The 19,951-nt window shown below is 43.9% G+C and carries 16 protein-coding genes, 1 tRNA gene and 1 pseudogene; 15 read left to right on the top strand and 3 right to left on the bottom strand.

Annotated features, from left to right (window positions below; translation table 11 throughout):
* Positions 1 to 49 precede the first annotated feature (49 nt).
* Complete coding sequence (locus NG78_RS01060; protein WP_004135186.1) at positions 50 to 883, bottom strand: MetQ/NlpA family ABC transporter substrate-binding protein; 834 nt, start codon at positions 881 to 883, stop codon at positions 50 to 52.
* A 279-nt stretch (positions 884 to 1,162) separates the two neighbouring features.
* Between NG78_RS01060 and NG78_RS01065 the strand changes: the two genes are divergently transcribed.
* The 7 genes from NG78_RS01065 (at position 1,163) to NG78_RS01095 (ending at position 11,851) form a co-directional block, all read left to right on the top strand.
* A complete protein-coding gene (locus NG78_RS01065; protein WP_004135185.1) occupies positions 1,163 to 2,860 on the top strand; it encodes an NAD+ synthase in 1,698 nt (565 codons plus the stop codon).
* A 117-nt stretch (positions 2,861 to 2,977) separates the two neighbouring features.
* Positions 2,978 to 5,353 carry a formate C-acetyltransferase gene (gene pflB, locus NG78_RS01070; protein ID WP_004135184.1) on the top strand — a complete coding sequence of 792 codons (2,376 nt, stop codon included), beginning with the start codon at positions 2,978 to 2,980 and terminating at the stop codon, positions 5,351 to 5,353.
* 141 nt (positions 5,354 to 5,494) lie between these two features.
* Complete coding sequence (gene pflA / locus NG78_RS01075; RefSeq protein WP_004127262.1) at positions 5,495 to 6,376, top strand: pyruvate formate-lyase-activating protein; 882 nt, start codon at positions 5,495 to 5,497, stop codon at positions 6,374 to 6,376.
* A 157-nt stretch (positions 6,377 to 6,533) separates the two neighbouring features.
* Positions 6,534 to 7,439, top strand: a complete 906-nt coding sequence (locus NG78_RS01080) for a hypothetical protein (protein ID WP_004135183.1) — start codon at positions 6,534 to 6,536, stop codon at positions 7,437 to 7,439.
* A 106-nt stretch (positions 7,440 to 7,545) separates the two neighbouring features.
* A complete protein-coding gene (locus tag NG78_RS01085; RefSeq protein WP_004135182.1) occupies positions 7,546 to 8,883 on the top strand; it encodes an HRDC domain-containing protein in 1,338 nt (445 codons plus the stop codon).
* A 51-nt stretch (positions 8,884 to 8,934) separates the two neighbouring features.
* Entirely contained in the window at positions 8,935 to 10,284 is a 1,350-nt protein-coding gene (gene tig, locus NG78_RS01090; protein WP_004135179.1) for a trigger factor, read from the top strand.
* 145 nt (positions 10,285 to 10,429) lie between these two features.
* Positions 10,430 to 11,851, top strand: a complete 1,422-nt coding sequence (locus NG78_RS01095; RefSeq protein WP_004135177.1) for a chloride channel protein — start codon at positions 10,430 to 10,432, stop codon at positions 11,849 to 11,851.
* A gap of 54 nt (positions 11,852 to 11,905) precedes the next feature.
* On the opposite strand, the gene NG78_RS01100 is transcribed toward NG78_RS01095, so the two are convergent.
* Positions 11,906 to 12,841: a hypothetical protein gene (locus NG78_RS01100; protein WP_004135175.1), complete on the bottom strand. Its 936-nt coding sequence runs from the start codon at positions 12,839 to 12,841 to the stop codon at positions 11,906 to 11,908.
* Positions 12,842 to 13,047: 206 nt separating this feature from the next.
* Between NG78_RS01100 and NG78_RS01105 the strand changes: the two genes are divergently transcribed.
* The 5 genes and pseudogenes from NG78_RS01105 (at position 13,048) to NG78_RS01125 (ending at position 16,808) form a co-directional block, all read left to right on the top strand.
* Positions 13,048 to 13,659, top strand: a complete 612-nt coding sequence (locus NG78_RS01105; RefSeq protein WP_004135169.1) for an ATP-dependent Clp protease proteolytic subunit — start codon at positions 13,048 to 13,050, stop codon at positions 13,657 to 13,659.
* 3 nt (positions 13,660 to 13,662) lie between these two features.
* Positions 13,663 to 14,337, top strand: a complete 675-nt coding sequence (locus NG78_RS01110) for an ATP-dependent Clp protease proteolytic subunit (RefSeq protein WP_004135168.1) — start codon at positions 13,663 to 13,665, stop codon at positions 14,335 to 14,337.
* A gap of 120 nt (positions 14,338 to 14,457) precedes the next feature.
* Positions 14,458 to 14,531, top strand: a tRNA-Arg gene (locus tag NG78_RS01115).
* Between the two features lie 131 nt (positions 14,532 to 14,662).
* Positions 14,663 to 15,901, top strand: a pseudogene (locus NG78_RS01120) (Na+/H+ antiporter NhaA); the annotation flags it as partial.
* Between the two features lie 103 nt (positions 15,902 to 16,004).
* Positions 16,005 to 16,808, top strand: a complete 804-nt coding sequence (locus NG78_RS01125) for an LOG family protein (RefSeq protein ID WP_004135158.1) — start codon at positions 16,005 to 16,007, stop codon at positions 16,806 to 16,808.
* Between the two features lies 1 nt (position 16,809).
* On the opposite strand, the gene NG78_RS01130 is transcribed toward NG78_RS01125, so the two are convergent.
* On the bottom strand, positions 16,810 to 17,853 hold the full coding sequence (locus tag NG78_RS01130) for a succinate dehydrogenase/fumarate reductase iron-sulfur subunit (protein WP_004135156.1): 1,044 nt from the start codon (positions 17,851 to 17,853) through the stop codon (positions 16,810 to 16,812).
* 93 nt (positions 17,854 to 17,946) lie between these two features.
* On the opposite strand from NG78_RS01130, the gene NG78_RS01135 reads away from it, so the two are divergent.
* The 3 genes from NG78_RS01135 (at position 17,947) to ybeY (ending at position 19,891) form a co-directional block, all read left to right on the top strand.
* Positions 17,947 to 18,744 (top strand): 16S rRNA (uracil(1498)-N(3))-methyltransferase, encoded by a 798-nt coding sequence (locus tag NG78_RS01135; protein WP_004135155.1) that lies wholly within the window; start codon positions 17,947 to 17,949, stop codon positions 18,742 to 18,744.
* A 113-nt stretch (positions 18,745 to 18,857) separates the two neighbouring features.
* On the top strand, positions 18,858 to 19,235 hold the full coding sequence (locus tag NG78_RS01140) for a histidine triad nucleotide-binding protein (RefSeq protein ID WP_004135154.1): 378 nt from the start codon (positions 18,858 to 18,860) through the stop codon (positions 19,233 to 19,235).
* Between the two features lie 101 nt (positions 19,236 to 19,336).
* Entirely contained in the window at positions 19,337 to 19,891 is a 555-nt protein-coding gene (ybeY, locus tag NG78_RS01145; RefSeq protein ID WP_004135153.1) for an rRNA maturation RNase YbeY, read from the top strand.
* Positions 19,892 to 19,951 lie beyond the last annotated feature (60 nt).

Raw genomic sequence — 19,951 nt, 5'->3', positions numbered from 1 at the left:
CTGCCGCAAAGCACACACCTTGCGGCAGTATGTGGCTACTTGTTATTCTTTAGAAAACTGGAAGCACAGCGCCCTTATAATTCTTGGTAATATAATCGCGAACTGCACTTGTTTTCAAAGCTTTAATCAAGGCTTTAATCTTAGCCAGCTTTTGCGAACCCTTCTTTACAACAATAATGTTTTCGTAAGTTTTAGCGGCAATGCCACCAACTTTTTCGGAAGTAAGAGGATCCTTAGTTGGGTTAAAACCAGCCTGAATAGCGTAGTTTCCGTTCATTGCAGCAAGATCAACATCCTTAATAGCTGTTGGAACTGCAGACGGGTCAAGCTCTTTGAACTTCAAATTCTTAGGATTGCTCGTAATGTCGTTAACTGTTGATTTTACATCCTTTGGATTCTTCAACTTAAGCAAGCCGGCATCCTGAAGAAGCAGAAGTGCGCGGGCCTCATTAGAAGGATCGTTTGGAACTGCAATAGTAGCGCCGTTAGCTAAATCCTTAATGGTTTTTGTCTTTCCCGGGTAAAGTCCAAATGGCTCAAAATGGATTCCTGCAATTGAAATCAGGTGCGAGCCCTTTTCCTTATTGTAGTTGTCCAAGTATGGAAGATGCTGGTAGTAGTTTGCGTCAACTTCGCCTTCTTCGGTTGCAGCATTTGGCTGAACGTAGTCGGTGAATTCCTTAACAACAAGCTTGTAACCTTCTTTTTTCAAAATTGGTTTCACAACATTGTTAAGAATTTCAGCATGTGGTGTTGGCGTTGCTGCTACGGTAATGGTCTTGTCGTTGCCGTTTGCGCTTTTAGCGCTTCCGCATCCGCTTAAAGCAAAAGTTGCGAGCGCTGCGAGTGCTGTGAGCGATGCAATAACCTTAATCCTGCGCATATTTTCTTCTCCTTGGTTGTGGTTTTGTTTACCTGTTTGTTTGTTGTTTTTGTTGTTGTTTGTTTTTTTTTATTTTTCTTTTATTTTGTTTTTACGTTTCTCCCCTTCGCGAGTAACGAGTTCTCAATATAGGCCAGAAAAATTAAGAATTCTACAATTTGCTTATTAGTAATATTTATGACGTGTTACTAATCCGCATGCTTACGGCATGTGCGGGGAAAAAATAAGTTTTTCAACACGTCGCTTACTTGCGTAACGCATGCTATTAAACTAGGAAATATGAGTTTTTTGCGATTGGCATTAGCGCAGATAGATACCTGCGTCGGAAACATTGATAGCAATGTTGAAAAAGTAGTGAAATATGCAACTTGCGCCGCAAATAATGGTGCGAATATGGTTGTGTTTCCAGAAATGACATTAACCGGATATCCGATTGAAGATCTTGCTTTAAGAGGAACTTTCCGTGCTGCCGCGCAAAAAGCTGCAGATTCGCTTGCTAAAAAACTTTTGGAAGAAGGCTTGGGGGAGCTTTACGTAGTAGTTGGCACTGTTGGTTTCGACGAGTCTGCCGGAAAGCCTCGTAACCGTCTGCTTGTGCTGCACGAAGGTGAGTCAGTGCTTAAGTACGATAAGCATTTTTTGCCAAATTACGGCGTTTTTGACGAGTTTCGTATTTTCTCTTCCGGAAATAAGTGCGAAATTTTGCAGATTAATAATATGCGTCTTGGTTTTGCTATTTGTGAAGACATTTGGCAAGATGGCGGACCTGTTGCACGCTTGTCAGAACTTGGTATTGATGCGCTTGTAACAATGAACGGCTCTCCTTACGAGGAAGGTAAAACTCATGTGCGCTTGAACTTGGCTAAAAAGAGGGCTGCGGAAGTTCATGCTCCGGTTGTGTACGTGAATCAGGTTGGTGGCCAAGACGATTTAGTATTTGACGGCGGAAGTTTTGTTGTAGATGCGGATGGAACTTTGCTTGAGCGCTCGCCAATGTTTGCCGAAGACTTGTCTTTTATTGATTTTGACACTTCGCTTTCTTCTCAAAAATCTTCTAGCATTGCTCCAAAACTAGATTCGGATGAAGAAGTTTACAGCGCTTGCGTTCTAGGTCTTCGCGACTACATGCGTAAAAACGGTTTTAAAGGCGTGTGCTTAGGTCTTTCTGGCGGTATTGATTCAGCTTTAGTTGCAACTATGGCTGCGGACGCGTGTGGCGGCGAAAACGTTCACGGAATTTCCATGCCGAGCATGTATTCTTCTGACGGTTCTAAAGATGATGCTTGCGATTTAGCTGAGCGTATTGGAGCGCACTACGACGTGCAGCCGATTGAGCCGCTTTTTAAGGCTTTCCAATCGCAACTTTCCTTGCAAGGTGTTGCTGCAGAAAACTTGCAGGCTCGTGTTCGCGGAGTAATCGTAATGGCTTACTCAAATTCTCTCGGCGTGTTGGCGCTCGCAACTGGCAATAAATCAGAGCTTGCTTGCGGATACTCAACAATTTACGGAGATGCGGTAGGTGGGTATGCTCCTATTAAAGATTTGCTAAAAACGCGTGTTTGGGCTCTTTCTCGCTGGCGAAATCGTGCAGCTAAAGCTGGAGTAGGCGTTGGCATGCTAAAAATTGTTGGTTTTGAGGATGCTAAAAAGAAAGATACTCCTAAAGACGGCATTTTGATTCCAGTAAACTCTATTATTAAGCCGCCTAGCGCGGAGCTTCGTCCGGGTCAAAAAGATTCCGATTCTTTGCCAGAATACGAGCTTCTTGACCGTGTTTTACAAGCCCATATTGAGCATGCTCACGGAAGAGCTGATTTGCTTGCCGACGGTTTTGACTCTCATACGGTAGATACGGTTATGCGTTTAGTAGATCGCGCCGAGTGGAAGCGCAGGCAGTATCCGTTGGGTCCAAAAGTAAGCGCAATTGCTTTTGGTAGGGATCGCAGAATGCCTGTTACAACCGCTTTTCGTGAATAAAATGTGACATATCTCACTAGATTTCTTGCAAAACTCCTCGCGCACTTTTCTACGCATGCCTTAATATTGTTATTGAGACAGCGTGAAGGTGCGCTGCATTACAAAAGGAGCTTAAAAATGACATCGGTTGATGCTTCCGTTCTCAATGAAGAGGATCTTCGCACCAAAGCTTGGGACGGTTTTGAAAGTGGCAACTGGCAGAAAGATATTGACGTTCGTGACTTCATTTTGAAGAACTATACGCCGTATGAAGGCGACGAAAGCTTCTTGGCTAATGCCACAGAAAAAACGAAGCACATGTGGAAGTATCTTGATGACAATTACTTGGCTGTTGAGCGTGAGCGTCGCGTATACGATGTTGAAACTCATATTCCTGCAGGAATTGACGCCATGCCAGCAGGCTACATTGAAAGCCCAGAAGTAGATAACGTAATCGTAGGTCTTCAAACTGATGAGCCTTGCAAGCGCGCTATGATGCCAAACGGCGGTTGGCGAATGGTTGAGCAGGCTATTAAGGAAGCTGGTAAGGAAGTAGATCCTCAAATTAAGAAGATCTTTACCGTTTACCGCAAGACGCATAACGATGGCGTATTTGGTGTTTACACCAAGAATATTAAGATTGCTCGCCACAACAAGATTTTAACCGGTTTGCCAGATGCTTACGGCCGTGGTCGTATTATTGGCGATTATCGTCGCGTGGCTTTGTACGGCGTGAACATGCTTATTGAGTTCAAGAAGCGTGATAAGGATTCGATTCCATACCGCAACGATTTTACCGAGACTGAAATTGAGCATTGGATTCGTTTCCGCGAAGAGCATGACGAGCAGATTAAGGCTTTGAAACAGCTTATTAACTTGGGTAACGAGTACGGTTTGGATTTGACTCGTCCAGCTCAAACCGCTAAGGAAGCTGTTCAGTGGACTTACATGGGCTATCTTGCTTCTGTTAAGAGCCAGGATGGCGCTGCAATGAGCTTCGGCCGCGTTTCCGCATTCTTCGATTGCTACTTTGAGCGCGATTTGAAGGCCGGTTTAATTAACGAAACTGATGCTCAGGAAATTATTGATGCTCTTGTTATGAAGCTTCGTATTGTGCGCTTCTTGCGTACTAAGGATTACGACGCAATCTTCTCTGGAGATCCTTACTGGGCAACTTGGTCCGATGCAGGCTTTAGCGAGGATGGTCGCACTTTCGTAACCAAGACTTCCTTCCGTCTGCTCAATACTTTGACTCTTGAGCATCTTGGGCCAGGGCCAGAACCAAACATCACTATTTTCTGGGATCCAAAGCTTCCAGAAGCCTACAAGCGTTTCTGCGCACGAATCTCTATTGACACTTCTGCAATCCAGTACGAGTCAGATAAAGACATTCGTGAGCACTGGGGTGACGATGCTGCTATTGCTTGCTGCGTTTCGCCAATGCGCGTTGGTAAGCAGATGCAGTTCTTCGCTGCACGCGTGAACTCCGCTAAAGCTTTGCTTTACGCTATTAACGGTGGTCGCGATGAAATGACCGGCATGCAGGTTATTGACAAGGGCGTTATTGAACCAGTTCGCCCAGAAGCCGACGGCACTCTCGATTACGAGAAAGTCAAGGCCAACTACGAGAAGGCTTTGGAATGGCTTTCCGAGACTTATATTGAGGCTTTGAACATAATCCACTACATGCACGATAAGTACGCTTACGAGTCCATTGAAATGGCTTTGCACGATAGGGAAGTCTACCGTACGCTTGGCTGCGGTATGTCTGGCTTGTCTATTGCAGCGGATTCTTTGGCTGCCTTGAAGTATGCAAAGGTTTACCCAATCTACAACAAGGATGCTAAGAATACTGAAGGCCACGAGTACGAGTACATCGAAGGCGGCGACGACGATTTGGTCGTAGGTTACAAGACTGTTGGTGAATTCCCAATCTACGGTAACGACGACGATCGCGCAGACGACTTGGCAAAGTGGGTTGTAAGCACAGTTATGGGTCAGGTAAAGCGTTTGCCTGTGTATAGAAACGCCGTGCCGACACAATCAATTTTGACAATTACTTCTAACGTTGAATACGGCAAAAACACCGGTTCTTTCCCGTCTGGACACAAAAAAGGCACGCCGTACGCACCAGGCGCAAACCCAGAAAATGGAATGGATTCTCACGGAATGCTTCCATCTATGTTTTCTGTTGGTAAGATTGATTATGACGATGCCCTCGATGGCATCTCACTGACCAACACCATTACTCCTGATGGTTTAGGTCGAGATGAAAGTGAGAGGATTGATAATTTGGTCGGCATTCTGGATGCTGGCAACGGTCACGGACTGTATCACGCGAACATTAACGTGTTGCGCAAGGAACAGCTCGAGGATGCAGTTGAACATCCAGAAAAGTACCCGCATTTGACGGTGCGAGTTTCTGGCTACGCGGTGAACTTCGTGAAGCTCACTAAGGAACAGCAGCTCGACGTTATTTCTCGTACGTTCCACCAAGGATCAGTCTCTGACTGACTCATCTAATCTATGAGCGCCGGGAGCGAGCTTAGCTTCGCTCCCGGTTTACTTATTTGCACAACGGTTAGACGCAAGTTACTGTTGCAATAGTTACATTCAACAGTTACACACAGCTAAATAAGTTTGGAGGGCAGAAAAGTGGTTGAAAATACAGCGTTTCGCACTACTACTCAGCATATGCTCAAAGAGTCAAAAGAGTATGCTCGCCAAACTTTAATGGGTGGACTTTCAGGCTTTGAGTCGCCAATTGGATTAGACAGAAAAGATCGCTTAGTAGCTCTTAAAACAGGCGATATTGGGTTCGTACATTCCTGGGATATTAACACTTCTGTTGACGGTCCTGGAACTCGTATGACAGTGTTTATGAGCGGCTGCCCGCTTCGCTGCCAGTATTGCCAAAATCCTGATACTTGGAAAATGCGCGACGGCAAGCCAGTCTACTTAGATGCGATGATTAAAAAAGTCGACCGTTATCAGAGTCTTTTTAAAGCAACCGGCGGAGGAATTACTTTTTCTGGCGGCGAATCCATGATGCAACCAGCTTTTGTATCTAGAGTCTTTCGTGCTGCAAAAGAAATGGGCGTTCACACTTGCTTGGATACTTCCGGCTTTTTGAATCGCAATTACACAGACGAAATGATTGAAGACATTGATCTTTGCCTTCTTGACGTTAAATCCGGAACTGAAGAAACGTATAAAAAAGTTACCGGCGGCTTGCTTCAGCCCACTATTGACTTTGGTCAGCGCTTGGCGAAGGCTGGTAAGAAGATTTGGGTGCGTTTTGTGCTAGTTCCAGGTTTGACCGACAGCGAAGAAAACGTTGAAAAAGTTGCCGAAATTTGCGATTCGTTTGGGGACGCTGTTGAGCATATTGACGTGCTTGGCTTCCATCAGCTAGGCCGCCCAAAGTGGCATGAGCTTAGGATTCCGTACCCTCTTGAGAATCAAAAAGGGCCTTCTAGAGCACTTAAAGAGCGAGTTGTAAACCAGTTCAAAGACCACGGTTTTGTAGTGTACTAAATCTAAATATGCGCATTGAATTGCCGAAGTGCTTAAATAATATCGCTCTGTAAGTTGTAATAATTCTGTTAAGAGCGTATTTTTCTATATTTACATTTTTTTTGTTTATGATAGAATCTCATCAATATTCAATATTGCATAGGCAAAGGAGCTTATCATGAAGAAGTTGAAGGAATATTGTACTTGGAATCGCACGCATACTGTGGCTTTGGTTGCTGTGATTGTTTCGCTTATTTTTTATGTGACTGTTCTTGCTTCCGCTCCTTACGCATTAGTGCATAGTAGTCATTTAAGTGTTTCAGTTGCGTGTGGTCCAGCAGTTTTACTGGTTGTAATATTTTTTGTTATTCAATCCTTATTTGCTATGATGCGTTCCAGAAGCTTAACGTTGCCGATAATCACATCGATATTAAGCGTGTTATGTGGCATACTTTTCGACATTTTTCTTGCTTCTTATCCTTATGCAGGCAGTAAGCTTTCTTTCGGCTTGTTAATACTTGCGCTTCTAATTATTGCTTTTGGCGGAATTATTGGTACCTTGGTTGGTTACGCTTTTGGATATTACGTGTTGGATGCTGTTAAAGAGTATTGTTTGCGTAAAACAGATTTTATGAAAGAAGATAGTTGGATTTCTAAGCATAATATTCTTGCTGGTTGCTGGTTTACTTTAGTTATTGGTTATATTGCTTCTACAGTACTCGTGCTATTGAGCGAAGGCATTGGCATTATGATTTCGCTTATGATATTCCCATTCTTGCTTATGGCCGGAGTGTCCGTGTGTGCTGGAATGGCTGGCAAAGGCGGATGGATTGTTGTGCTTGTAGGTATTATTTATGACGCGCTTTTAGTGTGTTTTGCAGTGCCTTTGCATCTTCTTGGTTTACCATGCGGTTCTAAGAATTTAGCTGAGAACGTGTGCTTTAGTCTTGGCTCAATATCGTTAAGATTCTTCTATTTGGATGCTTCATATTTCCTTAGTGCAATGCTTCCAACCTTAGTTATAAGCGTATTAGGTTTTGCTATTACGCGAGGAATACTATTGTTGCGTAAACCTCGTAATTAGAATATCCGGTTGCGTTACTCGCTGTAGCAATGTGCAAACTATGTGTGTAATATTGCGTATAGTTTTAAGTGCATGTGTTTGCTAAGCGTACAATCAGGAGGCTTTCTTGAACGAGGAACCAAAGCTTTTAAAAGAGCCGCGAGAAGGTGTTCCAGAAGTCATTGATACGCTTGAATCATATAAAGAGTATTGCAGTTTGTTGGCAGCAGGCTCTGGGCCTTTGGCTGCGGACGCTGAGCGAGCTTCCGGTTTTCGCTACAATCATGAAGATTGGTTGATTCAATTTAAACGCAAGGGTGCAGGAATTGGATTGCTTGATCCTGTGGCTCTTAAAAATCTCGGTGTTGATTGGCATGAGTTTAACGAGGCAATAGGGGATTCGCCTTGGATTATTCACGACTCTATGCAAGATTTGCCAGGATTTTTCGACATTGGTTTGCGCCCGCGTGACTTATTTGATACTGAAATCGCGGCTAAATTACTTGGCAGAAAGCGCTTCGGCTTAAGTTCTGTAACTGAATATTATTTGGGTTTGACGCTCGCAAAAGAACATTCTGCAGCGGACTGGTCTTATCGTCCTCTTCCTCGAGATTGGCGAAATTACGCGGCTTTAGACGTTGAGTTGCTAATCGAACTAGAAGAAGTTATGCGCGGTGAGCTTAAAAAGCAGGGAAAATTTGACTGGGCTAAAGAAGAATTTAAGCACTTGCTTATAAAGGGTGCGCAAAAGAAAGCGCCTCATCCGCGTCCGTGGCTTAAAATTTCGCATATAAATGTTCTTATGCACGATCGTGTTGGCTTAATAATTGCAAAAGACTTGTGGCAAGAGCGTGACGCTTTAGCTCAAAAATACGATATTGCGCCTACGCTTTTGCTTTCTGACGCAGCAATTATTGAAGCTGGAAAGCGTAAGCCGCGTAATGCTCGCGATTTTCGTTCTATTCGTTCGCTAAACGAGCGTGTGCGCATTCACACAGGCAGCGAACAAGACAAAATGTTTGAACGTTACGCGCCAATTCAGCGCAAAATTAAGCCATCTCTTTGGAAGAATATTATTGAAAACGCGCTTAATCGTGCAAAATCCGGCGAAACAGCTATGGATGATTTTTCGGAGATTGAGCATAATAATTCTAACGATTTTAAAGATTCTAAAAGTTTGCAGCAGTCTCAAGACTCGCAATCTGCTCCTCGCTCAATGCGCTATTGGAAAGAGCATCATCCTGCTAGATATGAGCGTTTGCAACGAATTCGCGCAGTTCTTACAAGTATTTCGGAAGACACGCATACTCCAGTAGAAGTCATTATTAAACCGCAAATTATTCGTAACTTATGCTGGTGCGAAAATATTACGGATGTTGACGTTTATTCCTTCTTTTTGGAACAGGGCGCTAGGCCGTGGCAAGTTGCACTTATTGCTGAGTCCGTAACTCGCGCTATCATGTAACGGTTGTGCCATACGGCAGAAGGTAGAAAACGTAATTTCAGGAGCGCAAGCGTGAAAATCAGCGTCAGGAATCTTGAGCCAACTAAGGTTAAGCTCACTATCACCGCAGATCTCGAAGACTTCAAGCCATTCTTGGATGAGGCTCGTAAGGAGATTGCTAAGCAAATTAACGTGCCAGGTTTCCGTAAGGGTCATGTGCCAGGCAAGATTGTAGATCAGCGTGTCGGTTTTGCAGCCGTTGCTGGTGAAGCCGTTAATTCCGCTGTACCAGAGCTTTATTCCAATGCTTTGGAAGAAAAGAAGATTCACCCAATGGATCAGCCAGAGTTCGACGTTCAGGAAGTTCCAACGTCTACTGAAGCTGATGCAACTCTTAAGTTTGTTGCAACCGTTGAGCGTCGTCCAGAGTTCAAGCTGAACAAGTTCAAGGGCGTTGAGATTGAAGTTGAGAAGCCAAAGGTTTCCGACAAGGATGTTAAGGCTCGTTTGGAAGCTCTTCGTCAGCGTTTCGCAACTTTGGTTGGCGTTGATCGTCCAGCTACTAAGGGTGATTACACCAATATTGATTTGGAAGCTCGCATTAACGATGAAGTTGTTGACGCTCAGGAAGGCGTCAGCTACGAAATCGGTTCCGGCGTTTTGCTTGACGGCTTGGATGAGGCTTTGGATAGCCTTTCTGCCGGCGAAGAAACCACTTTTGAAGGCAAGCTTGAGTCCGGTAAGCATAAGGGCGAGAATGCTCAGATTAAGGTTAAGGTTAATTCCGTAAAGACTCAGGAATTGCCAAAGCTTGATGATGACTTCGCTCAGGAAGCTTCCGAGTTTGACACTTTGAAGGAATTGAAGGAAGAAATTCGCAAGTCTTGCGAGCAGGCTGCTGAAGGTCGTCAGGCCACCAATGCTCGTGACGCATTCCTTGTTAAGCTTCAGGAAGAAGTTGAAATTCCTGTGCCAAAGGGTGTTTTGGACAAGGCTGTTGCTGAGCATTTGAAGGGCATGACCCCAGATCCTGAAAAGGCTACTAAGAAGCAGAAGGATGAAGCTCAGAAGGCTGCAGAAAAGGAAATTCGCGACCAGATGGTTCTCGATGCTTTGGCTGAGCAGATGGATGTATCCGTTTCTCAGGCAGATGTCACTAACTTCTTGATTTCTGTTGCTCAGCAGTACGGCATGGATCCAAACCAGTTCATCAATGCAATCGTGAACAACGGTCAGCTTGGTTCCGCTATTCAGGAAGTTGCTCGTTCTAAGGGCTTGCTTGCTGGTATGCGCGCTGTAAAGTTTGTTTCTGAAGGCGAGGCTCTTGATTTGAGCGCATTCTTGTCTGAGGAAGATGAAGAAAGCGAAAGCGTAGAAGCTGCAACTAAGGCTGCTGCTGTTGCTGACGAGCTTTCCAAGTAGAAGTAACTAAGTTCTACGTTACTTTGTAACGGCTTTAAGTAAGACCTGGCGGAATTATTCTTCCGCCGGGTCTTACTTATAGGGTCTTATTTATAGCTTAACTAACTAATCAAAGGGCTAATTTACGTAAGAATTGCGAGAAGTTATGGATAGTAGCGCTGAAACTAAGTCTGAATCTGGTTGCAGATTTGGCGGTTTACTTAATCTCGCAATTCGAGTAGCGCGATTTGCTGCAGCTTCTATTATTCTCGGCATTCTTGCAGGCTTAGGCGCAACAGTTCTTACGCTTATTCTTTACGCAGTACAATACCTTGCTTTTGGCTCAATTGAATCTGCTGAAAACACTGTATTTTCGGCGCTTCCTTGGTATCGCTACGTGCTATCTACAACCATTTCAATGACTATTGCTTCACTGGCTTGGTATTTTTTGCGCAAAAGAGAAAATCCTCCTCGTATTGTTACAATTCCGCAAGCTGTTTTCGGAAGTATTATGCCAATTTTTTCTACTATTGCACACGTTTTGCTGCAAATCGGCATTGTTGGTTCTGGAATTTCAATCGGCAGGGAAGTAGCTCCGCGAGAATTGGCTGCAATGATTGCTCAGCGTTACAGCAGTATTTTTCATGTGTCCGCTAAAACTCAGCGCGTACTTATTGCTTCTGCTGCGGGCGCTGGCTTGGCGGCAGTGTATCACGCGCCTTTAGCTGGTACTGTGCTTGCACTAGGTTTGCTTAGTAAAACTCAAGGTCTTGGTTTTTATGCGTGGCTAAATCGCGAAAATGGTCCTGTAGCGGTTAATGTAGTTAAAAATATTGCGCAATCGGAGCGCATGTATTGCTTGCCTTTTGCTCTTGTTATGAATTATGTTGCAACGTTTGTTGCAGAATTTTTACTGCATCATTCCAAATACTACAATATTTCGCAATTTTCTTGCACGATTTCTTGGCAAATTTTTGTTTTAGCTGTTGCTGTTGGCATGGTGTGTGGCTTATTTGGTTGCGTTTTTCGCATTTGTATTATTTGGTGTCGCACTCATGCTTTGCGCGGCGTAAAAATGCTGTGTTTTATGCCAATAGCCGGCTTACTTATTGGTGTTATAGCTTGCCTTTTTCCGCATATTATGGGCAATGGTAGGTCGCTTGCTCAGCTTGCTTTTTCTGTATCAAGCTTTCCGAATTTGGCAGCTAGTTCGAATATTATGATTCTTTTGCTGCTTCTTGCAATGATTAAAATGCTTGCTACTTTGCTTGTTTTGCGCTACGGTGCTTCCGGCGGCGTGCTGCAGCCTAGTATTTCATCGGGTGCTTGCATTGGGCTTGTTGTGTGCGCTGTAAGTATGAAACTTCCTATTGGAAGCGTTCTTATAAACCAGCCTAATGTATTGGTATTGTCTGCTATTTTTGGCGCTGCAAGTCTATTGGCTGCGAGCCGAAAATCATTATGGTTTGCGCTTTTACTTGTGGCACAACTAGTGAATGTTCCGCTTATTGTGATTGTTCCGATGATTGTTTCCTGCGCTGCTGCACGAAGTGTAACGCTGCTGCCAAGAATTTTTAGACGCAAATAAAATATGCGCCTTTGCTAATTCAATTAGTAGCAAAAGCGCATATTGTAATATTGTTTAGTTATCGATGAAGTCATCTTTATAAATAACACTGCCGTCGTCATTTAAAATAGTGTAATACAAGTGTATTGGAGAGCTGACCTTATTTTTAGCTTCTTCAACTACTGGGAACAGATTTGAAAGGAAGAGTCTGTCGGAAAAAGTAGCAGTGGCCTTTGGAATTGCATCGTCAGGTACGCGATCTGTAAATTTAACAGTTATATTGAGGTTATCTCCGTTAGCGTCAAACGTTGCGGATATGTCATCATCGCCTCTTTCTTCAAAGTCTGATGGATGGCAATTTACGTATTCTTCAATATTGGCGCTTTTTTCTGAAGAACAATTGTGATAATTTGCTACAGCGTTAATAGATATGAAGCCGAAAATTATTACTGCTAAAACAATAGCAATAATTGCATAGGCTCTTTTTGTAGGATCAGCTGGTAGCGTCGTATTCATGAAGTTTATTGCTTTCTGCTGAACATTCTTATACGTTTTTAATAATTTATCGTTATTTATATAACTATTTGCGTACCCATTTTGGTATCCATTTTGATACCCGTTTTGATAGTCGTTTTGATACCAATCATTTTGATAGCCGTTGTTTTGGTATTCACTATTTTGGTATTCACTATTTTGATAGTCGTTGTTTTGGTAAGTGTTTTCTGTATTCCAATTATTCTGGTAATCGTTGTTCACGTATGAATTGTTCTGATACCCATTTTGATAGCCGCTATTTTGGTATCCGTTGTTTTGATAAGTGTTGCTCTGGTATCCGTCGTTTTGGTAAGTGTTGTTCTGATATTCGTTGTTTTGATAGCTGTCCGTTTGATTAGCATCATTTGGGTAAGTATCCGCTGGATTCCAATTATTTTGGTAATCGTTGCTCTGATTGTCATTATTTTCTTCCGTATTTGGAGAATAATTGTTGCTTGGCAAGTTGTTAGAATCCATGACTTCTCCTCTTTGAGCGAATTTGCATTAATAAAAAATATACTAAACATTTTATATCAATCTGTATAATAGTTGAATAATTATCTGAATCGATTCGTAAAAATTCAGTCTAGAATATTTCGCTGATTCGCTGCATACTATATTTTCTATACGGTCACGCGCACACGATAATCTAGGAATACTTAAGTTTATGGTAAGGAGATAAGGTGACTGAGCTTTTTACAGCTTCTCCTGTTATGGAACAGGCGGAAGCGTCTTCGCAAACCGATTCTATTTTTAATCGGTTGCTAAAAGATCGCATTATTTGGTTGGGATCTGAAGTAAAAGACGAGAATGCTAATATCATCTGCGCTCAGATGCTGATGCTTGCTGCGGAAGATCCTAAGAAAGATATTTGGTTGTATATTAATTCGCCTGGTGGCTCTATTACCGCAGGCATGGCAATTTACGACACTATGCAGCTAATCGAACCAGATGTTGCAACTATTGCAGTCGGCATGGCAGCTTCTATGGGTCAGTTCCTGCTTAGTTCTGGAACACCTGGTAAGCGTTATATTACGTCTCATGCGCGCGTGCTTATGCATCAGCCTTCTGGCGGCGTTGGTGGCACTGCTACGGATGTGCGTATTAATGCTGAGCTGATTATGGATATGAAGAAAACACTTTCTGAATTAACAGCTAAGCAGACTGGTCATACCATAGAAGAAATCTACCGAGATAACGAATATGATCACTGGTTCACTGCTAAACAGGCGTTGGAGTATGGTTTTGTAGATAAAATCGTAACAACTCCTGCTTCAATGCGAGGTGAGGAGTAACTTATGGCAAGTGAAGAAGCAAAGTTTGTTGCGCGTGCTGAGCGTTTGGCTGGTTTTGGCGGCGTTTCTTCGGCACAGCGAATTACTAACCGCTACGTTTTGCCACAGTTTGGTGAGCAAACTCCATACGGCTTAAAAACACATGATCCGTATACGAAGCTTTTTGAAGATCGCATTATTTTTATGGGCGTTCAGGTTGACGACACTTCTGCTGACGATATTATGGCTCAGCTTTTGGTGTTGGAAAGCATGAATAGCGAACGCGACATTATGATGTATATCAATTCTCCTGGCGGCTCTATGACTGCAATGACTGCTATTTACGACACAATGCAGTATATTGGCCCGGATGTGCAAACCGTATGCTTGGGTCAGGCTGCATCTGCTGCTGCGATTTTGCTTGCTGCTGGAGCTCATGGCAAGCGTATGATTCTTCCGAATGCGCGCGTGCTTATTCATCAGCCTGCGATGGGTCAAGATTTTGGTAAGGCTACTGAAATTGAGATTCAGGCTAAGGAAATGCTTCGATTGCGAGAATGGTTAGAAAATACTCTTGCTAAGCATACTGGTCAAGATGTTGAGCGTATTCGCAAAGATATTGAGGTGGATACAATCTTAACTGCTCCAGAAGCTAAATCTTACGGTCTTGTAGATAAAGTGCTTGAGCACCGCGAGTAGTTTTTGTGGAAGATTAAGCAAACCCCGGCCGACACGCCGGGGTTTGTGTTTTGTTGGTGATGGTTGTATATTAGTCAAGTTGCCGAAAACGAGAGCGTTGTTCTTGTGAGCGGAAAACATGCGCCAGTAGCCCAACGGATTAGAGCATCTGACTACGGATCAGAAGGTTGCAGGTTCGAATCCTGTCTGGCGCACAAGCGAAACGCGAAGCATTTGCCTCGCGTTTTTTTTTATCTCAACTTCTTGGTTTATACCTCTCCGCTATACTAAAAAGTGCTGCAAAATTAATGTGTTTTGCATAACTTTGGGAGGAAATATTTACAACATGATACGACGCAGCTGGATAATAGTACGCAATATAGCAAATAATGAGCGAATTTCTGGCTTAATTATGCTTGGTTTTGCTCTTACTGGTTTATTGCTTGCAAACATTCCTTTAACCGCGCCAGTATTTGAAGCCGTTTCGCATACTCATATTGGTATTCCGTTTACTAATATTCACATGTCGATTAGTCATTGGGTTCAAGACGGCGTGCTTACTATTTTCTTCCTTTCTGTTGGCTTAGATTTAAAGCACGAGCTTATTGCTGGCTCTCTTTCTGATCCTCGTGCTGCCGCAATGCCAATGATTTGCGCAGTTGGTGGCATGATTGCTCCGCCTTTGCTTTTTGTGGCAATAGTAACCGTATTTTCGGAGCTTCACGCCGGTCAGGAGATTATGCGTCTTACATCCGGTGCTTTACCTTCGTTAGACATGGTTCGTGCTGGTTGGGCGATTCCAACTGCAACCGATATTGCTTTTTCGCTTGCAGTATTAGCTTTATTTGCTAAAACTTTGCCTCATTCTTTGCGCGCGTTTTTGATGACTCTCGCAACTGTTGACGATTTGCTTGGAATTGCGCTTATTGCAGTGTTCTTCTCTTCGCTAAACGCGTGGTACTGGTTTGTTGGCGTTGTTGTGTGTGGTCTTATTTGGACTACTTTAGTGCGTCTTAAACATGTTCCGTGGCCTCTTGTGGCGCTAGTTGGTGTTGTGGCATGGGTAATGATGTATGAAGCTGGAGTGCACCCAACTTTAGCTGGCGTAATGGTAGGATTGCTCACTCCTGCGCATCTAGTTCACGGAGAAAAAACTTTGCGAGCTGAGCGTTATCGCGAAAAAATTCAGCCTGTATCTGCTTTAGTAGCGTTACCTATTTTTGCGCTTTTTGCAACCGGCGTGCATTTTGAAACGCTAACTTGGGAGCTGTTCTTGTCTCCAATTCTTATTGCTATTACTATTGCGCTGGTTGTTGGAAAACCTTTGGGAATTATGGTAACTGCTTGGCTTTCAAAGCACTTACTTGGCTTAAAAGTTCCAGACTCTTTGCGCGTAGTTGATTTGCTTCCGACTGCCTGTGCGTGCGGTATTGGTTTTACAGTGTCGCTACTTATTGCTTCTCTTGCATATTCGGACGCAGATTTGTCTGCAGAGGCACGTTTTGGTGTTCTTGTTGCTTCTATTGTTGCGGCTGGTGTTTCGGGATTCTTGCTTTCTATGCAATCAAAGCATATGGAAGAAGAATTGGACGATATTGAAGATTAGCTTTTCGTATTAGCTTTTCGTATTAGCTTTTATGATTATTCTTTGAGATTATTTTTTTTTTGGGATTATTTTGGGAGTAGTTATGAATAATAGTCAGGAAGATTATTCTTCAGAAGTTCCACCTTGGTCTAATACGTATCATCGCGGTTCGGTGCTTATGCGCGGATCTATGATTCCTAAAGAAAGCACAACCGAAACGCTTCTTCGCAAAGATAGAAGTCAGCAGATTGCAGCAGGAGTTGGCGCAGACCGAGATAACAAGTGGGATTGGAGAAGTGCAGACCCTTGGCGCGCGCTTCGAATTCAGGCCGAGTTTGTTGACGGTTTTGACGCTCTTGCCGGGTTAGGTCCTGCTGTTAGCGTTTTTGGTTCTGCGCGTATAAAAGATGGCGAGCCGGAATATGAGGCCGCGCTAACTATGGGCAAGGAGCTTGTAAAACGCGGTTTTGCGGTTATTACAGGCGGTGGCCCTGGAATTATGGAGGCTGCGAATCGCGGTGCTGCAGAAGCGGGCGGAACTTCGGTTGGTTTGGGTATTGAGCTTCCGCGCGAGCAGGGTTTGAATAAGTGGATTAATCTCGGAATGCAGTTTAGATACTTCTTCGTTAGAAAAACAATGTTTATGAAGTATTCTTCCGGAATTATTGTGTGTCCTGGCGGATTTGGCACAATGGATGAAATGTTTGAAGCTCTAACTCTTGTGCAAACGCATAAGGTTGCGCGCGTGCCGGTTGTGCTGTTTGGAACTGAGTATTGGAAGGGCTTGATTAACTGGCTGCAGTCAACTGTTACTTCTCGTGGATTAATTTCGTCTCTTGACCCGCACTTGTTTGCTGTTACGGACGATCCGCTAGAAGCAGTGCGCATAGCGTCTGGAATTGAATAATCTAAGAGTTTTTGCGCTCATTCACTAGTGTTGTAAGTTGCCAAATTTCTTCGCCGACGTCAATTCCGCGCGGACACTGCCTTGAGCACGCACGAACCGACTGGCACGCGCTAATACCGTCGCTGCCGTCAATCAAATCTAATCGACGCTCTGTTGCATTGTCCCTAGAGTCGTAAATAAAACGAGCCGCGTTAATCAAAGCAGCAGGCCCAATAAAAGCCTCGCCGCCAGCGTAGATTGGGCATATTCCTTCGCACGCACCGCACATAATGCAGTTACTTAAAAGCTCAAACTTTTGTAACTGTTCAGGATGCTGCAAAAACTCAATAAGCTTAAGTTTTCCTTCGGCATTTCGCACAGAAACGTCTGCTGCTTGTAAATAAGGCTCTAAACGTTTTATTTGCGAAACCATAGGTGAAAGGTCGCAAATAAGATCGCGCTGAACTGCAAATCCAGCTAACGGCGCAAGTTCGATAATACCGAAACTTCCATTTTTTTGAGCTACAGTCTGCGTAGATTCTTTTTGTAGAATTGGCGATTTTGCTGAGCTTTCAACGCTACTTGAAGTTCCGGTTTTTCTAAATCCGCGAGATTGCACGTTATTTGTGATTTCTGGACGAGCGTTCGCGCCTATTGTTGCGCTGCAAAGTAAAGTTGGCATGCCGTTTACGTTTGCAGCATCCGATCCGCAAACTCCATGGCCACAAGAGTATCGAAAAGCCAAAGTCGGGTCGATTGTGCGCTTAATAGTTAGCAAGCAGCTAAGAATAGTATCCGTTGAGCGAACGCGCAAAACGTAATCTTGAACCCAATGCCTGCCTTGAATGCGTTTTATTGTTGTTGATAAAGATTCATCAGCATTATCATTTTCTGCAGAATCTACTTTTGCAAAAGGATTGCTACGCTTTTTTCGAGCAAAAGGACTTTCGTGACGTTTTCGCACGAGTTTAGGAGCGTCTTGCGGATTTTGCGTTTCTTCGCACGGCGCAAAGCGGGAAATACGCAAAGTAACAAGCGCAGTGTTATCACCAAGCTCATTACTCATTGCAACCTCCAGTACGTACTGTTCTAGTTTGCCACAATACTTGCACAGAACTATTTTTAGTACTTGGCGCATCCTCACGTTAGGCTTTAGATTATGACTGACGCTTTATTTTTGCTAGATACTGACCATGATAATGCTCCCGTGCTTGCAGATGGGATTGAGGAAGGATGGACGCTTACGCTTCCTTCCAGCGTAAAACGCCACGCAATATCCGCTATGCGATTGGCGGAAGGTGACGCTTTGCAACTTTCCGACGGCAAAGGCTTGCGAATTCACGCAACTGTTACGGATGCGGAAAATGGTTTAGTTCGCGTCGATGCTTTCACTAGTGAAGCGCGTCGCACTACGCGTCTTGCGCTTGTGCAGGCTTTAGCAAAAACCGGTCACGATGAGCAAGCAATTGACATGGCTACGCAAATTGGCGTAGATGAAGTAATTCCTTGGTGCGCTGACCGCTCAATCGCAAAGTGGAAGCCTGGTCGCACGGATAAGCGTTGGAATCAGGTGTTGCAGGCTGCTACAGAGCAGTCTCGAAGAGCTTGGATGCCGGAGCTTCAAGAATGCGTATCTAGTAAGCAGATTGTTGCAATATGTAGGCGTGCATGCGTTTATGGAAACCTAGTAGTGGTATTGCATCAGGATGCAACTGACTGCTGGAGTCAAATCGAGCAAGCTGTGAACACTCTTACCGAGCGCTGCCTGGATGATGGCAAGGAGCGCACTGTTTACGTGCTTGTTGGTCCAGAAGGCGGTATTAGTGACGACGAGGTTTCGATGTTTGTTGACGCTGGAGCTAAAAGCTGCGTTTTAGGCAGCAATATTTTGCGCGCTTCCACTGCAGGGCCTGTGGCACTTTCGCTTCTTTCGCGCGCTTTAGGCCGCTACGAATAGTGAAAAAATCATAAATAAAATGCGCAAGTTTGTGTAAAATAGTATGTGGTATGCCGATTGCTTTTGGCTTTTGGCATGAATTTTATTTCGTAATAAAAAATAGGGGAGAAACCATGAGCGATGCAACTATGAACGGTGCTGCGAGCCATACTGATCCAGACTGCATTTTTTGCAAGATTATTGCAGGCGAAATTCCAAGCACGCGCGTTTATGAAGATGATTCGGTAGTCGCTTTTAAGGATATTAATCCGCAGGCAAAAGTGCATGTGCTGATTGTGCCGCGCAATCACTATAAGAATGTTGCTGAGCTTGCTAGTAAAGCTCCTGAAACTTTAGCTCATATTGCTGGTGTTGCGCAAAATATTGCTAACGACGCGTTTAATGGAGACTACAGGCTTGTTTTTAACACTGGTCTTGCAGCTGGTCAAACAGTATTCCATGTTCATGCACATGTTCTTACTGGCGAAAAGCTTGTGGAAGGCAGCTTATAAATCATACAAAGTCGCGTGCTTCTACAAAATTGTGCGCTTCAAGCAAAATCTAAACTAGTAACACCTGAAAAAATAAACTTCGAGAGGAATAACAAATAATCATGAGCATTGAAGTCATGAACGAAACCGTGTGGCGAATCGACGCTAAAATCTTCTCCGATCTTGGCATGTGGGTGTTGCAGCAGATGAAAGTCAGCACGCAGTCAGATTTATCAATTACTTTCGTTGATCCTGAGCCAATTGCCTGCCTTCACGAGCGCTGGATGAACCTTGAAGGTCCAACAGATGTTATGAGTTTTCCAATGGACGAGCTTACTCCTGGAAGCGATGAAAAAGTTTCCGAGGGCATGCTTGGAGACTTGGTGATTTGCCCTTGGGTGGCTCAGCAGCAGGCGCTCGCGGCGGGGCATAGCACAATGGAAGAGATGATGCTTTTAACCATTCATGGCATACTGCATTTGCTTGGTTACGATCACACAAATCCGGAAGAAGAAAAGCAAATGTTTGGTTTGCAGCGTCAGCTTTTGCTTACTTTCTTCGCTGCACGTTCTGGGGAATTGTATGACGCGACTCTTCCGGAAGGAGCTGTGAACGAGCTTGAACGTTACGATGCTGAGCATGATTCAAAAGGCAGCAAAAATAACAAAAGCAAGTAAGCATAAATAAGCAGAAGTAAGCACAAACTACCGCAAACAAGCACAAACAAGCAGTTGTAA

Source organism: Gardnerella greenwoodii 00703Dmash, from assembly GCF_000263635.1.
GTDB classification, from domain to species: domain Bacteria; phylum Actinomycetota; class Actinomycetes; order Actinomycetales; family Bifidobacteriaceae; genus Bifidobacterium; species Bifidobacterium greenwoodii.
The sequence above is the reverse complement of the archived record's forward strand: the minus strand, read 5'-3'. Positions and strand labels throughout refer to the sequence as shown.

What these genes read in the sequence shown, in the direction of transcription:
- NG78_RS01060 (WP_004135186.1), bottom strand. Translation starts at nt 883, where the DNA reads ATGCGCAGGATTAAGGTTATTGCATCGCTCACAGCACTCGCAGCGCTC.
- NG78_RS01065 (WP_004135185.1), top strand. Translation starts at nt 1,163, where the DNA reads ATGAGTTTTTTGCGATTGGCATTAGCGCAGATAGATACCTGCGTCGGA.
- pflB (WP_004135184.1), top strand. Translation starts at nt 2,978, where the DNA reads ATGACATCGGTTGATGCTTCCGTTCTCAATGAAGAGGATCTTCGCACC.
- NG78_RS01080 (WP_004135183.1), top strand. Translation starts at nt 6,534, where the DNA reads ATGAAGAAGTTGAAGGAATATTGTACTTGGAATCGCACGCATACTGTG.
- NG78_RS01095 (WP_004135177.1), top strand. Translation starts at nt 10,430, where the DNA reads ATGGATAGTAGCGCTGAAACTAAGTCTGAATCTGGTTGCAGATTTGGC.
- NG78_RS01100 (WP_004135175.1), bottom strand. Translation starts at nt 12,841, where the DNA reads ATGGATTCTAACAACTTGCCAAGCAACAATTATTCTCCAAATACGGAA.
- NG78_RS01110 (WP_004135168.1), top strand. Translation starts at nt 13,663, where the DNA reads ATGGCAAGTGAAGAAGCAAAGTTTGTTGCGCGTGCTGAGCGTTTGGCT.
- NG78_RS01125 (WP_004135158.1), top strand. Translation starts at nt 16,005, where the DNA reads ATGAATAATAGTCAGGAAGATTATTCTTCAGAAGTTCCACCTTGGTCT.
- NG78_RS01130 (WP_004135156.1), bottom strand. Translation starts at nt 17,853, where the DNA reads ATGAGTAATGAGCTTGGTGATAACACTGCGCTTGTTACTTTGCGTATT.
- NG78_RS01135 (WP_004135155.1), top strand. Translation starts at nt 17,947, where the DNA reads ATGACTGACGCTTTATTTTTGCTAGATACTGACCATGATAATGCTCCC.
- NG78_RS01140 (WP_004135154.1), top strand. Translation starts at nt 18,858, where the DNA reads ATGAGCGATGCAACTATGAACGGTGCTGCGAGCCATACTGATCCAGAC.
- ybeY (WP_004135153.1), top strand. Translation starts at nt 19,337, where the DNA reads ATGAGCATTGAAGTCATGAACGAAACCGTGTGGCGAATCGACGCTAAA.